General features: G+C 65.4%; 14 protein-coding genes. 10 read left to right on the forward strand and 4 right to left on the reverse strand.

From position 1 onward, the window contains the following. Positions 1 to 277, forward strand: a 277-nt coding sequence (locus tag OR16_RS29645) for an aminopeptidase N C-terminal domain-containing protein (protein ID WP_006162352.1), incomplete at its 5' end; no start/stop codon positions are given. A gap of 135 nt (positions 278 to 412) precedes the next feature. Further along, positions 413 to 1,429, forward strand: coding sequence for a class 1 fructose-bisphosphatase (locus tag OR16_RS29650; protein WP_006162353.1), 1,017 nt, complete (start codon positions 413 to 415; stop codon positions 1,427 to 1,429). A 110-nt stretch (positions 1,430 to 1,539) separates the two neighbouring features. Here the strand turns inward: OR16_RS29650 and OR16_RS29655 are convergent, their stop codons facing one another. Together OR16_RS29655 and OR16_RS29660 are read right to left on the reverse strand one after the other, a co-directional pair. Next, a complete protein-coding gene (locus OR16_RS29655; RefSeq protein ID WP_043421685.1) occupies positions 1,540 to 3,393 on the reverse strand; it encodes a hypothetical protein in 1,854 nt (617 codons plus the stop codon). Between the two features lie 94 nt (positions 3,394 to 3,487). After that, entirely contained in the window at positions 3,488 to 4,555 is a 1,068-nt protein-coding gene (locus OR16_RS29660; protein WP_085961327.1) for a porin, read from the reverse strand. Positions 4,556 to 5,137: 582 nt separating this feature from the next. Here OR16_RS29660 and OR16_RS29665 point away from each other — a divergent pair. After that, the gene (locus OR16_RS29665) at positions 5,138 to 6,277 is read left to right on the forward strand and encodes a porin (protein ID WP_006162362.1); all 1,140 of its coding nucleotides are present in this window, start codon (positions 5,138 to 5,140) and stop codon (positions 6,275 to 6,277) included. 107 nt (positions 6,278 to 6,384) lie between these two features. On the opposite strand, the gene OR16_RS29670 is transcribed toward OR16_RS29665, so the two are convergent. Then, the gene (locus OR16_RS29670) at positions 6,385 to 7,092 is read right to left on the reverse strand and encodes a GntR family transcriptional regulator (protein WP_237717273.1); all 708 of its coding nucleotides are present in this window, start codon (positions 7,090 to 7,092) and stop codon (positions 6,385 to 6,387) included. Positions 7,093 to 7,314: 222 nt separating this feature from the next. Between OR16_RS29670 and OR16_RS29675 the strand changes: the two genes are divergently transcribed. Then, entirely contained in the window at positions 7,315 to 7,788 is a 474-nt protein-coding gene (locus OR16_RS29675; RefSeq protein ID WP_006162365.1) for a VOC family protein, read from the forward strand. Positions 7,789 to 7,832: 44 nt separating this feature from the next. Here the strand turns inward: OR16_RS29675 and OR16_RS29680 are convergent, their stop codons facing one another. After that, complete coding sequence (locus OR16_RS29680; protein ID WP_006162370.1) at positions 7,833 to 8,783, reverse strand: NAD(P)-dependent oxidoreductase; 951 nt, start codon at positions 8,781 to 8,783, stop codon at positions 7,833 to 7,835. A 172-nt stretch (positions 8,784 to 8,955) separates the two neighbouring features. Here OR16_RS29680 and OR16_RS29685 point away from each other — a divergent pair, with 172 nt between their 5' ends. The 6 genes from OR16_RS29685 (at position 8,956) to OR16_RS29710 (ending at position 13,495) form a co-directional block, all read left to right on the forward strand. Then, positions 8,956 to 9,894 carry a fumarylacetoacetate hydrolase family protein gene (locus OR16_RS29685; RefSeq protein ID WP_006162371.1) on the forward strand — a complete coding sequence of 313 codons (939 nt, stop codon included), beginning with the start codon at positions 8,956 to 8,958 and terminating at the stop codon, positions 9,892 to 9,894. A gap of 82 nt (positions 9,895 to 9,976) precedes the next feature. After that, positions 9,977 to 10,570 (forward strand): VOC family protein, encoded by a 594-nt coding sequence (locus tag OR16_RS29690; protein ID WP_006162372.1) that lies wholly within the window; start codon positions 9,977 to 9,979, stop codon positions 10,568 to 10,570. Further along, positions 10,567 to 11,535, forward strand: coding sequence for an alpha/beta hydrolase (locus OR16_RS29695; RefSeq protein WP_006162373.1), 969 nt, complete (start codon positions 10,567 to 10,569; stop codon positions 11,533 to 11,535). Before OR16_RS29690 ends, OR16_RS29695 begins: the two co-directional genes overlap by 4 nt. Positions 11,536 to 11,589: 54 nt before the next feature. Further along, positions 11,590 to 12,504: a dihydrodipicolinate synthase family protein gene (locus OR16_RS29700; protein ID WP_006162374.1), complete on the forward strand. Its 915-nt coding sequence runs from the start codon at positions 11,590 to 11,592 to the stop codon at positions 12,502 to 12,504. Continuing rightward, positions 12,501 to 12,914 (forward strand): RidA family protein, encoded by a 414-nt coding sequence (locus OR16_RS29705; RefSeq protein ID WP_006162375.1) that lies wholly within the window; start codon positions 12,501 to 12,503, stop codon positions 12,912 to 12,914. Before OR16_RS29700 ends, OR16_RS29705 begins: the two co-directional genes overlap by 4 nt. Further along, on the forward strand, positions 12,911 to 13,495 hold the full coding sequence (locus OR16_RS29710; RefSeq protein ID WP_006162376.1) for a malonic semialdehyde reductase: 585 nt from the start codon (positions 12,911 to 12,913) through the stop codon (positions 13,493 to 13,495). Before OR16_RS29705 ends, OR16_RS29710 begins: the two co-directional genes overlap by 4 nt. Positions 13,496 to 13,518: the final 23 nt, after the last annotated feature.

The following is a 13,518-nucleotide window of genomic DNA, read 5'->3' on the forward strand; positions in this document are numbered from 1 at the left end:
TCGCGCGCGCTCGTTGATCTTCAGCTTCTGCGCCGCCAACCCGGCGCAGTTCCACGCCGAGGATGGCTCGGGCTACGCCTTCTGGGCCGAGCAGGTGCTGGCGCTGGACGCCATCAACCCGCAGGTGGCCTCGCGCCTGGCACGGGTGATGGATCGCTGGCAGAAGTACGCCCTGCCGCTGCGCGACCGCATGCGCGCAGCGCTGGAACAGGTAGCGGCGGCCAGCGACCTGTCTCGCGACGTGCGCGAGATCGTGAGCAAGGCGCTGGCGCCGTAAGCCTGCGCCAGGCGGGCCCGGCGCGGGGCTGGCAGCACCGTGCGCCGGCCCCGCCAACCGTACCCCACCGGCCGGTGGCAATGGCCTGCCGGGCTGGTGCCCATGTAGAATTGCGGCCATTCAAGGAGAATCCCCATGAGTCGCATCAGCCTCACCCGCTACCTGGTCGAGGAGCAGCGCCAGCACAACACGATCGAGCCAGAACTGCGGCTCCTGATCGAAGTGGTGGCACGCGCCTGCAAGGCCATTTCAAACTCTGTCAGCAAGGGCGCCCTCGCCGGCATCCTCGGCTCGGCCGGCACCGGCAACGTGCAAGGCGAGACCCAGCAAAAGCTGGACGTGATCGCCAACGAAGTCCTGCTCGACGCCAATGAATGGGGCGGCCACCTCGCCGCCATGGCGTCCGAGGAAATGGACAGTTTCTACGAGATCCCGAACCGCTATCCCAAGGGCGAGTACCTGCTGCTGTTCGATCCGCTGGACGGCTCGTCCAACATCGACGTGAACGTGTCGATCGGCACCATCTTCTCGGTGCTGCACATGCCCAAGCCGGGCCATACCGTGACCGAGGCCGACTTCATGCAGGCCGGCAGCCGCCAGGTCGCCGCCGGCTACGCCGTGTACGGGCCGCAGACCACGCTGGTGCTGACGGTTGGCAACGGCGTGCACATGTTCACGCTGGACCGCGAGGCCGGCAGCTTCGTGCTGACGCAGTCGGACGTAAAGATCCCGGAAGACACCAAGGAATTCGCGATCAACATGTCCAATATGCGGCACTGGGCCCCGCCCGTGCGCCGTTATATCGACGAATGCCTGGCCGGCGACGAGGGCCCGCGCGGCAAGAACTTCAACATGCGCTGGATCGCCTCGATGGTGGCCGACGTGCACCGCATCCTGACCCGCGGCGGCGTGTTCATGTACCCGTGGGACAAGCGCGAACCGGAGAAACCCGGCAAGCTGCGCCTGATGTACGAAGCCAACCCGATGGCGATGCTGATCGAGCAGGCCGGCGGCGCGGCCACCAACGGCCATGAGCGCATCCTCGACATCCAGCCGGAAAAGCTGCACCAGCGCGTGTCGGTGATCCTCGGCTCGAAGAACGAAGTGGAACGCGCAACCCGCTACCACCAGGAAGAGAAAGCGGCAGGCTGATCGCTGGCGGCTTCACCGATCCGACGAAAAAAGGGACGCCGCGGCGTCCCTTTCTCCATGGCGGGTTCGTCGGAGCGCGTCACGCTCTCCTCAGCACGCTAGGCATCCGCTCAACGAGCCCGCGCGGCCACCTTGCGCGGCGGCCAAGGCGTAGCGGACGCACCCAGCACCGGCTTGCCAAGCAGGGGGGTCGACAACGCGTAGGCACCGTTCTCGGTAAAGGCCCAGATGATGTTGCGGTCGTACTCGGTGTAGATCGCGAATACGCCCTTGCCGAGCGTGTAGTTCGGCAACTCTGTCTCGTCCGCCAATGCAGGCACGAAATAGCCCGCAATCGTCGCCTTTTCCGGATGGCTGACATCAAAAATCTGCACGCCGGCATTGTAGAAAGAATAGGGAACGATGCCCTGGCGCCATTGGCCAGGCTGGCCGATGGAGTTCGCCCGCTTCGGGCCGAAATTGCCGCCACGCTGACAGAAGCTCGTGAATGACGCACCCTCCGGCACCTGCGGCTGCGGCAGTTTTCCGGCCACCTTCAAGTGCGACGGATCGCGTGCGTCGACGACGAAAATGTCCTTGTATGGCTCATAGCAGTCGCGGTTCATCGGATAGCCGCCGGTCAGGACATAGCCGGTGCGCGCGTACTGGCTGACATCGGCGTTGTCGTATTCGGTACCGGCGAAGCTGGGCGGCGTGTTGACATTGCCGAGCACCTTCGGCTTTGCCGGGTTGGAGAGGTCGAACGCATAGAGACCGAGGCCACCCATCGCGCCAAAGCCGATCTTGCCGCCGTCTTCCAATGGCTTGGGCAGGAAGATTGGAATGCGCGCCCCCATCCATGAGGTACGGTTGCCGGCCCGCTGATTCATCAGATAAGCCTGCTCGTGGGCTTCGTTGCCGAGGATCTGCCCCGGCACGGATATCTGGGAAACAAAGATCGGATTCGCTGGATCGGACATGTCCCAGACCTGATAGCCCGGCGAATAAAGATAGTTGGGATATTCGGTCAGGCCATAGGTGTCATCCGGCGCCGACGCCAGGATCATGTACTTGCCGCCATGGTATTCAGGCGAATCGAGCGACCCGGACCCCTGCTGTTGCCCGATTGGCGCATCGGCATGCTTGTAGTCGGTTGTGCGGGTTGCCAGCAGCCGCCACTGGCTTGGCAGCGGGCCATCCATGGCGAAAACCTTGAACCCTTTCAGCGAGTTGTAGCGACGCTGCGCCGCGACCTGGTCAGGCTGCTGCGTCTTGTCATTCATCAGGCCGTAGCGCCCAATTTCAAACGATGCGACGAGTACCGGCTTGCCCAGTGTCTTGCTCCAGGCGATGGTCGCGCCACCCAGGTAGTCGTCGACGTTGCGCGGATCGTAATTCTCGCTCGACCCTTTCGGTCCCCAGACACCGCCCTTGGAATAGACTACCTTGCCATGGGCGGGATCGGTGACGTCCATGATCCGCAGATAGTCCCGGTCATGAATGTACAGGTAGCGACGCCCCTCGAAGTCGGCGATATTGTTCCAGGCATGGAAGGGTGAGCCGACGGCGGGATAAAAGGCCAGAACCTCGACGTTCTTGGCGAAGCTCTTCTTGTCCCATGTGGTCATTTCACCGGGGAAACGCTGCCCCTTGTGTACCTCGGGCGTTGCCTTCGGCCAGACGAACTGTCCGGTAGCCGGGTCCATCCCGTAGTCGACACCCGGCTTGAGCGGCGCGGGCGAGCGATCAGGCGTCAGCCGCAGCCAGGCGGCGAGATAGGGATCCTGAACAGCGGGCGTGCCTGGCGCTACCTGCGCTACCTGCGCTACTTGCGCTACCTGCGTCACCGGCGCTCCCTGCGTTGCGGAGGCCCCAGGCGCCGCCGTAGCCTTCACCGTGTCCGCGTTTGCGCAAGCCATCATGAATATGGCCGCTGAAGCTGTACCTGTTGCCAGGACGGATCTGAACGTCTTGATTCGAAGCATGGTTTCCTCCTTTTATATTGACAATTCCCTCACCCGCCGCAACCTCGCCGGCGGGTCGCGGCGCATCCCTGGCCGCCGGGTTCAGGCCCGGTGCTCAAAACGCGTGGCGGATGCCGATCGCCATGCCGGACGGGTTCTGCTGGCTGGTCGGCGTGGCCGAGAACGTGACCGGATAGCGGATCGGGCTGTCATGCTTGTGCTGCACGTGGGCATACGTGGCGTAGATCTCGCTGCGCTTGGACAGGCTGTAGATATAGCCGAGCACAAAGCCATTGGCGTCCGATAGCTTGGTGTTGTTGTCATCCTTGCGATGAACGAAGCTGGCGTAGAAGCGGTTCGTCGGGTTGAGCCGGTAGCGCGCACCGATCTGGATATCCCAGCCTTTGGACTGGAAATCCGCATAGGGCGGATACGCGTAATAGCCGTTGTAGGTGTGGTAGACCAACGTCGGCTCGAAATCGCCGAACTTGTAGGCCAGCGAGGCGTAGTTGTCGCGCGACGAGGGCACGCTGCCGGCGTTGTTGATATTGCGCGTGTAGCGCAGGTCGCTGACAAAGCCCGCGTAGAGCTTGTCGTCGCGGTACTCGATGCCGGTACTGAGGTAGCGGCCGGCCCGGGTGGTGTCCTCCAGGCCGGTAGTCACCATGAAACGGCCCATGAAGCCATACAAGCGCGGAGTGTTGTACTGGATCGAGTTGTCCACGCGATAGGCTGCGTAGAAGAACTGCATGTTGCTGACCATGCTGTAGTCCGCCGAGAAGCTCGGGTCGGCGTAGCCGGCAATCCAGTACGACGGCGTGTTCTGGCGCCCCATGGTCAGCACGCCGAATTTATTGCTGTGCAGCCCGATGAACGACTGGCGCGCCTGCGCCGCCGCCGTGCCGGTATCGGCCGAGAATTGCGGCTCGTAGGTGAAGATGGCCTTCAGGTCGCTGCTGAGCACTTCCTGCCCGCTGAAGTTGATCCGTGACGCGCTCAACTGGCCGCTGGACACGCGATATACCGAGCCCCCCTTGCCGGACTGCGCGAGGCGCTCCACGCTGATATCGACGAAGCCTGACAGCTTGACCCAGGACTCCTCGGCACAGACCTGCGCGCCCCCCATTGCCAGCACGCAGGACATCATGGCCCGGGCATACGACACCTTGTCAGCTCTTCTCATTTCCTCTCCTCTTCCTCTCTTGTGGTTGGCCGTCGCGCTGCACGTGCATGCGTGCATGCCTGCTGCCTGCACCGGCTGGCTCTTGCCGGTGCCCTGGTCATGCACGACCCGCTTGTTCGGGGCCTTTCTTGCGCAATGTTCAGCCGCAGTATGGAGAGGGGCGGCATGCGGCGAAAATGAAATATTCCGCCTCCGGGATGCCTTTAATTTATGGCCGAAAAACGGCGGAACGAGCGCCTCCGCACCGCCTCCACGCGATGAGAAAACAGCCTCGTTTACGCTGAAAAAACCACGTTGCGCCGGCACCCTCCAGCGCGTGCGAATGGCACTCGCCCGGGTTCGGCGCAAACGCGGATTTGCCGGCTTGCTCCCCTGCTTGCTCCCCTGGTTTCTTCGCCCTCTCCCTTCTCTTTCCACGTGCCACAGCCATGCCGCTGTCGTCGCGATCCTCTCGCTACGCGCGAGCAATGCGCCTCACTACATACTTTTTTCTTTTTGCACTCACTTCAGACTAAGTGTATACACATATTACAGCATGTTTACAAACAACTAGTATATGTACTTCAACAACAAGGAGACACCATGACCACGCCCTGCCCTAGCCGGCGCGCCGCGCGCGCCATCTCTCGCTTCGCCACCCTCCCCGCACTGGCAGCCCTCGCCGGCGCGGTCCCCGAGCTCGCCCGGGCGCAGAGCGACAGCGTGCAGATTTACGGCTTCATCAAGGAAAACGTGGAACAGGTGCGGCTCTCGGGCAACGGCCGTACCGCTTCGGTGTCGCGCCTGTCGAACGATCTGTCAGTGCTGGGTTTTCGCGGCCGCGAGTCGCTCGGCGGCGGGCTGGAGGCCTTCTTCCAGATCGAAACCAACCTGCGCATGGACGGCACCGGCACGTCGCAGATCGGTGACCGCAATACCGGCGTGGGCTTGCGCAGCCCTTGGGGCCAGATCCTGATGGGGCAGTGGGAAATGCCGCTGCGCTTTGTCTCCGTGTACAAGGTCGACCCGTTTACCGCGGGCATCTTTGCCTCGAACTCGATCATGGGCAACGGCTTTACGACAGGCGCCAACGGCGCCGCGCCGGAGTCGTTCGACCGTCGCCAGAAAAACCTGGTGCAATACAGCACACCGCACTGGGGCGGCGTTTCCGGACGGCTGGCGCTGTCGATGCCCGAGGACCGCACCCCCACCACCAACCCGATCGCCTGGTCCGGCCTGCTGTCCTATGAAGACAAGAGCTGGTACGTGGCGTGGGGCCACGAGTATCACGGCGACTACTTCTACAACGGCTCGCGCGACCACGCGGACCGGCTCGGCGTGGTGTACGCGTTTGGCGGCACCAAGCTGCGCGGTGCCTACGAACGCCTCGCCTACGAGCCGGCGCCGGGGCAATCGGTGCGGCGCGATGCGTGGCAGGTCGCGGCCACGCATGCCGTCGGCGCGCATGAGTTCCGCGCGTCGTACACCTCGGGCGGCAACGCCCACGGCAGCAGCAAGGCGGCGCTAGGCGGCATCGGCCTGCCGGGCACGGATTCCGGCGCCTGGCAGGTTTCGCTCGGCTATGGCTACACGCTGTCGAAGCGAACCGAACTGTGGGCAGCATGGACGCGCCTGGTGAACCACTCGACGGCAAGCTACAACCTCTCCGGCAATTCGGTGCCGGGCCTGAAGCCGGGCGACTCGGCCACCGGCGTGGGGCTGGGGATCACGCATAAGTTCTGAAGCAAGGCCGCGCGCGGCCGTCTTGAATAAAGAAAGGCGCACCATGTGGTGCGCCCTTCTTGCTGCCTTAGCCGCCTTAGCCGCCTTTGCTGCTGGCCTGGTTGCGCCTAGTTGCGCTTGGCCGTGCCGTCGGCGCGCTGCGCCTCGATCAGTTCCATCACATTGAGTGTGAGGCGCGTCGTGTGGCTGCGCATCGCCAGGTAGGCTTCCTCCGGCTGCCCCGCGAGAATTGCCTCGACAATCTTCTGGTGCTCCCGGTGCGAAGTCTCGAAGCGGCGCTCCACGCCGGACTGCGCGGCACGGAACGGCGCCAGCCGGTCACGCAGGTTCTCGACCGCGGCCATCAGCGTCTCGTTCTGCGTGCCTTGGCAGATCAGCTGGTGGAAACGATGGTTGAGCTCCAGGTACGCCTGCGCATCGTGGCGCTCGCCCACGGCTTCGGTCTGCTCGTGCAGCAGCTCCAGCTGGCGGCGCTGCATGGCGCTCATGCGCTGGGTAGCGATGCGGCAGCACAGCGACTCCAGCTCGCACAGCGCCTCCAGCATGTCGGCCAACTGCTCGGCACCCACATTGGCCACCACGCCGCCGCGCCGCGGCACGAGTTCGATCAGCCCGCGCGCGTCCAGCAGGCGCAGCGCCTCGCGCACTGGCGTGCGTGACACCTGGAAGCGCTCCGCCAGCGCGGGCTCCTCGAGCCTCTCGCCGGGAGGCAAGGTGCCGGCGATGATTTCATCGGCAAGCTTCTGGCTGATTTGGGCGGCAATGGTGGTCACTGTTGTCCTTGTGTGCTGGTCCTTGATCGAAGCGTTCGGCATGGCGCGCCCCCGGTTTAGGGCATCGCAAGGCAGCCATTGCCCCGGATATGGGCGCAATTATACGCGGCGCGCCCTTCACCTCGCCAATCGACGCCTAAAATGTTCCCCATAGTACTTATTGAATACACTTTACATTGAGTGTATACATATAAGCCAACGGATATATAAGCCAACGGCAATCCTGCCGTGCCGACAATCAATCGCCATGCGAGGAGCACAAACATGACCAGCAAACTGCGCCACATTGCCCTGTCCGTCCCCGATCCCTGGGCCGCGGCCGAGTTCTACCAAAAGGCATTCGGCTTTCGCAAAGTCGGCGAGACCGACTCCTCGCTGGCGCGTGGCGTCTACCTGACGGACGGGACCATGAGCATTGCGCTGTTGAACTACAAAACCGACGAGGCTGCCGGGGAAGAGCGCGGCAAGGACTTCATCGGCCTGCACCACATCGGCGTGTGGGTCGACGACATCGCCGAGGCGCGCAAGACCGTGGAAGAAGCGGGTGGCCGCTATTACATGGGCGAAGTGCCGGTCAAGGGCAACATCTTCTACGAAGTAAAGTACCGCGACCCGCACGACATCATCATCGACCTGACCGATCACGGCTGGGGCGGCGCTTCCAAGGAAGGCAGCGGTGGCGACGCCGGCCCGGCGCTGCGCAACCCGGACCTCAAGGCGGATCGCGAAGGCCTGTAGGCACCTCGCCGCAACGTTTGCGTCCCCGCGCCGCGGGGACGCGTTCAGGCTGGCAACACCACCGGATGCGCAGGTTCGCCGTGCAGGAACCAGCCATCGAGATTGCCCGCCAGCGCCGCGTACTGCGCCACCCGTGTTTCCGGGGAGCGGCCGGCCAAGTGCGGCGTCAGAATGACCTGGTCCATCTCGCGCAAGGCCGCGGGCACCAGCGGCTCCGTTTCGATGACGTCGAGCGCGGCACCGGCGATTTTCCCGCGCGCCAGCGCCTCGACCAGCGCTACCGTATCCACCACGCTGCCGCGCGCCACGTTCACCAGCAGGCCGCGCGGCCCCAGCGCCCGCAGCACCGCCGCGTCGACCAGATGATGCGTGGCCGCGCCGCCCGGACAGGTCAGCACGAGCACGTCGCTTGCGGCTGCCAGCGCAATCGGGTCGGGATACGGTGTGTAGTGCGCTGCGGCCGGCGCGCTGCGCCGCAGGTAGGCCACCTGCATGCCCATGGCCTGCGCCAGCACGGCCAGCTTGCCGCCGATATTGCCCAGCCCGACGATGCCCAGCGTCTGGCCGCGCACACCCGGGCGCGGTGCGCGCAGGCTTTCCCACTGGCCTGACTTGACGCCGCGATCGAGCGCGGCAATCCCGCGCGACAGCGCCAGCATCAGCGTGAGCGCGTGGTCGGCCACCACCTGGCTATTGGTGTCGGGGGCATGGCACACGCGCACGCCGCGCGCCCTTGCTGCGGCCAGGTCGATGTTCTCGTAGCCAGCACCAAAACTCGCTACCAGTTCCAGCGCCGGCAGCGCTGCCAGTTCCGCGGCCGACAAGCCGGTCGAGCCATTGGTCAGCACGGCGCGCGCGCTGGCACGCGCCGCGTCGTCGGCTTCGTGCCACGCCAGGAAGCGATAGCGCGATGCCTGCGCCGCCAGCCACGCGGCGTCCAGCGCCAGTCGCGTCAACACCAGTACCTGCTGTTCGCCATGCGATCCGCTAGCCATCTTCTTGTTTCCTCCGTGATCGAATCCGCCCGGAAGCGGTATTGAACAAAATTATCACGAAGACGTTGACGTGTATACACATAACACTTAAAGTATTCTCATAGACGAAAATGCATGGCAATGGAAAGCCAGTGCTTTCCGTCACCCTGACCACAAATGACAAGGAGACAAGGTGAACTGGCACAGCCTCGCAACCTATGAACTCGCCGGTACCAAGCGTGCCGGCCTGGTAGTCGCAGATACGCTGTATGACCTGGCCGCGCTCGGCCGCGCTGGCGAGATCGATCCCGCCAGCCTGCCCGGCGACATGAACCAGGTGTTTGCGCAATGGGCGCAACACGCGCCGTTGCTGGCCGACATGGCCGCCCGCGCGGCAGCACTGGCAGCCAGCGGCAAGCTCGCCGCGGTGGATGCGGCCGCCACCTACGCGGTGCCCTACCAGCCAGCCCGCATCTTTGGCGTGGCGTCGAACTTCTACGACCACGCCGACGAGATGGGCACCAAGCTGGCGGCGCGCAGCGAAAGTCAGCCTTATGCCTTCATGAAGGCGGAAACCAGCGTGATCCCCACCGGCGCCACCGTGCTGATGCCGCCGGAAACCGCCAAGCTCGACTGGGAAGTGGAGCTTGGCGTGATCATCGGCCAGCGCTGCCGCCACGTTTCGGTGGAAGACGCGCGATCGGTCATCGCCGGCTATACCGTCTTCAACGACATCAGCGCGCGCGACCTCAACCGGCGCACCGACTACCCCTTCACCCACGACTGGTTCCGCGGCAAGAGCTTCGATACCTTCGGCCCCATGGGCCCGTGGGTGGTGCCGGCGGGCTGCATCGCCGACCCGCAGAACCTGCGTATGTCGCTGACCGTGAACGGCGAAACCATGCAGGACGGCAATACCTCGCAGATGATCTTCTCGGTGGCCGAGCAGATCGCCTACCTGTCGCGCATCCTGACGCTGCAGCCGGGTGACCTGATCGCCACCGGCACACCGGATGGCGTCGGCATGGGACGCGGCGTGTTCCTCAAGCCCGGCGACAACATGGTGGCCTGGGTCGAAGGCATTGGCTCGATCGAGAACGCAGTGGCGCTAGAGGCGCCGGCCGCGCGTTGAACACCACCGCCGTGGCAAAGCGCGGGCGGCGCAGGCACACTGCGCCCACACGCATCGCCACGGCGACCTGGAGGAGACTGGCATGAACCCGATACGTACCCGCAAGCTGGGCCACCTGGTGCTGATGGTGCGCGACCTTGAGCAATCCACCCGCTTCTATACGGAAGTGATGGGCCTCAAGGTCTCGGACCGCATCGCCGACCAGATGGTGTTCCTGCGCGCCGGCGAGGACCACCACGACCTGGCGCTCTCGCGCCTGCCCGAGGACAGCGCCGAGCGCGATGACCTGCCGCGCTACACGCGCCCAGGCCTCGAACATTTCTCCTACTACGTGGAGTCTCTCGATGAGATGAAGCGCGCGGTGGACGTGGCGCGCAGCCACGGCGTGATGATCGAGCGCGGCATTGGCCAGCACGGACCGGGCGGCAACTGGTTCCTGGTGTTCAAGGACCCGGACGGCAACAACGTCGAGATCTACACCGACATGGAGCGCATCGCCACCGACGCCGAGCACGAACCGCAAACCTGGGCACGCAACCTCGAATCCTTCGACCGCCATCGCCTGGAGCACTTCGTGGTAGCCCCACCCGCCGCCATGCTCGCCGCCAAGAATGGCAAGCGGCCGGCCAAGGACGAAGACAAGGCCGCGGACCCGCAAGCCGGAGACGCGGCATGAGCCCGGGTGCCAGCCCGCTGTGCCCGCCGGGCGACGACGCGCTGCCAGGCCTCTCGCCCGCGCAGCGCGATGCCATGCGCGCGCTGGGGCGTGACTGGGCGCGGGATATCCAGGGCAACCGCAAGCAGGTTTGCGAGATCTATGACGCCGTCCACGCGGCGCTGCCCGCCGACGGCGTGCGCCGCGTGCAGAGCCGGCCCTACGGCGACGATCCACGCCAGCTGCTGGACCTCTACCTGCCCGCGGATGCCACGCCGGCCAGCGCGCTGCCCGTGGTGGTGTTCGTGCACGGTGGCGCGTTCCTGCGTGGCGACAAGGACGCCAGCCCCTACATCTACGCCAACGTTGCGCGCCTGTTCGCGCGGCTAGGCTATGTGGGCGTGAACCTGGAATACCGGCTCGCGCCGCAGGCGCCCTATCCGGCCGGCGCGCAGGATGTGGTAGCGGCGCTGGCATGGCTGCGCGCATCGGTGGGCGCCTATGGTGGCGACGCGCGGCGCATCGTGCTCATCGGCCACTCCGCCGGCGGCAGCCACGTGGCCAGCGCGCTGAGCGACCCGCTATTTGATGGCGAGGCCGCGGGCGTGGCTGGCGCGGTGTTGATCAGTGCGCGCCTGCAGGCCGACACGTTGCCGGACAACCCCAACGCTGCCGGCGTTGTCGCCTACTACGGCGCGGACAGTGCCCAGCAGCAACAACGGGCACCGATGGCCTTTGCGCGGCGCCTGGCGGTGCCGCTGATGGTGGTGTTCGCCGAGCATGAAAACCCCTGCCTCGACCTCTACGCCCTGCAGTACGCCGCGCGTGTCGCCGAAGTGCGGCGGCGCGCGCCGCGCGTGGTCCAGGTGCCGCACCACAACCATACCTCCGTGGTGACGCATCTCGGCAGCGCGGATACCGCGCTGGCCGATGGGCTGAGCGACTTCATCGAATCCGTCGTCATGCACCGCGCCACCTCGAAGTAACGAATAACAAGAAACAAGAAACAAGAAACAAGAAACAAGACAGGAGACTTCCCAATGGCAACAGACAAACTACGCGGCGTATTCGCGCCCGTGGTCACGCCTTTCAATGACGATTTCTCGATCAACCTGCCGGCCTTCGTCGCGCACTGCCAGCGCCTGGTGGCCGACGGCGCCGGCGTGGCGATTTCCGGCACCAATAGCGAAGCCTGCTCGGAAACCTTCGAGGAGCGCATGGCGCTGGTCGACGCCGTGATCGATGCCGGCATCCCGGGCGAGCGCGTGCTGGTCGGCACGGGCTGCTGTGCCATTGGCGACGCCGTGGCGTTGACCCGCCATGCCATCGACCGCGGCTGCGCGGGCGTGCTGGTGCTGCCGCCGTTCTTCTTCAAGAACGTGCAAGAGGATGGCGTGTTCGCCTACTACCGCGAACTGATCCAGCGCGTGGACGATCCCGCGCTGCGCGTCGTGCTGTATCACATCCCCGCCATGTCTGGCGTGCCCATCACCTTGCCATTGATCGAACGGCTGGTGGCGGCCTTCCCCGCGAATATCGCCGGCGTGAAGGACAGCAGCGGCGACTGGGGCAACGTGGTGGCGATGCTGGAACGTTTTCCCATGCTGTCGATCTTCCCCGCCTCGGAGATCCTGATGCTGCGCAGCCTGGCGCTGGGCGCCGCCGGCTGCATCTCCGCCACCAACAACATCAACGCACGCGATATCGCGCTGGCCTACGGCTCGGTGACCGAGGCCGCTCGCCTGAACGACAGCATCACGGCGGTGCGCAAGACCGCCGAGCGCTTCCCGATGGTGGCTGCGGTCAAGGGCACCTTGACGCTGCTCACGGGCGATGCGGGCTGGCGCCGCGTGCGCCCGCCGCTGGTGCCGCTTGCGGCCGATGCCGCCGCGCAGCTATCGCAATCCATGGCCACCGCCATGCCGGCACTGCGCGGCATGGCGCAGCCGGCATGAACGCGCCGGCGCGCCAGGACCCGCCACCGCTGGCGCGCTACACGGCCAGCCGCCGCGCCGGGCGGCACGTGCATGTCAGCGGCATGAGCGCACGCACGGCCGATGGCTGCGCCGGCGTCAGCATGCGCGCCGACGGCACGCGCGTGTATGACGTTGCCGCGCAGACCGACTACGTGCTGGACAAGATCGGGCGCGCGCTCGCCAGCGAGGGCATGGGCCTGGCGGATTGCGTGGCCATGACCTGCTACCTCATCGACATGGCCGACTACGACACCTTCAACGCCGCCTACGCGCGCCACTTCCCCACGGCCGTGCCCACGCGCACATGCCTGGCGGTGGCCGCCTTGCCCCATCCGGACATGCGCGTGGAGATCACCGCCACCGCATGGCGCGACGAGGAGATCGCATGATCGACACCGCCACGCTCGACACGCTATTCATGGCGGCCCGCAGCCACAACGGCTGGCTGGCCGGCGACATCGACGACGCCACGCTGGAGCGCCTGTACGAACTCGTGCGGCAAGGCCCGACCAGCGCCAACTGCTGTCCCATGCGGCTGGTGTTCGTACGCTCGCCCGAGGCCAAGGCCAGGCTCTTGCCCACGCTGGCGCCCGCCAACGTGGACAAGGTCAGGCAGGCGCCGGTAACCGCTATCGTGGCCTACGACACGCAGTTCCATGCGCTGGCCGAGACCCTGTTCCCGCACCGCCCGGCGATGTACGAGATGTTCGCCGCCAACGCCGCGTTGTCGCAGGAAACCGCAACGCGCAACAGCGCCATGCAGGGCGGCTATCTGATCCTTGCCGCCCGCGCGCTGGGGCTGGACTGCGGGCCGCTCTCGGGCTTCGACGCCGGGGCCGTCAACCAGGCCTTCTTTGCCGACGGCCGCTGGCGCGTGAATTTCCTTTGCAATCTCGGCCGCGGTGACCCGGCGCGCCTGTTCCCTCGGCTGCCCCGGCTCGCATTTGGGCAAGCCTGCCGCATCGAGTAGATTTCCGAAAAAAAATCCGCGCC

The organism is Cupriavidus basilensis OR16 (genome assembly GCF_000243095.1).
In the GTDB taxonomy this organism is placed as follows: Bacteria; Pseudomonadota; Gammaproteobacteria; order Burkholderiales; family Burkholderiaceae; genus Cupriavidus; species Cupriavidus basilensis_D.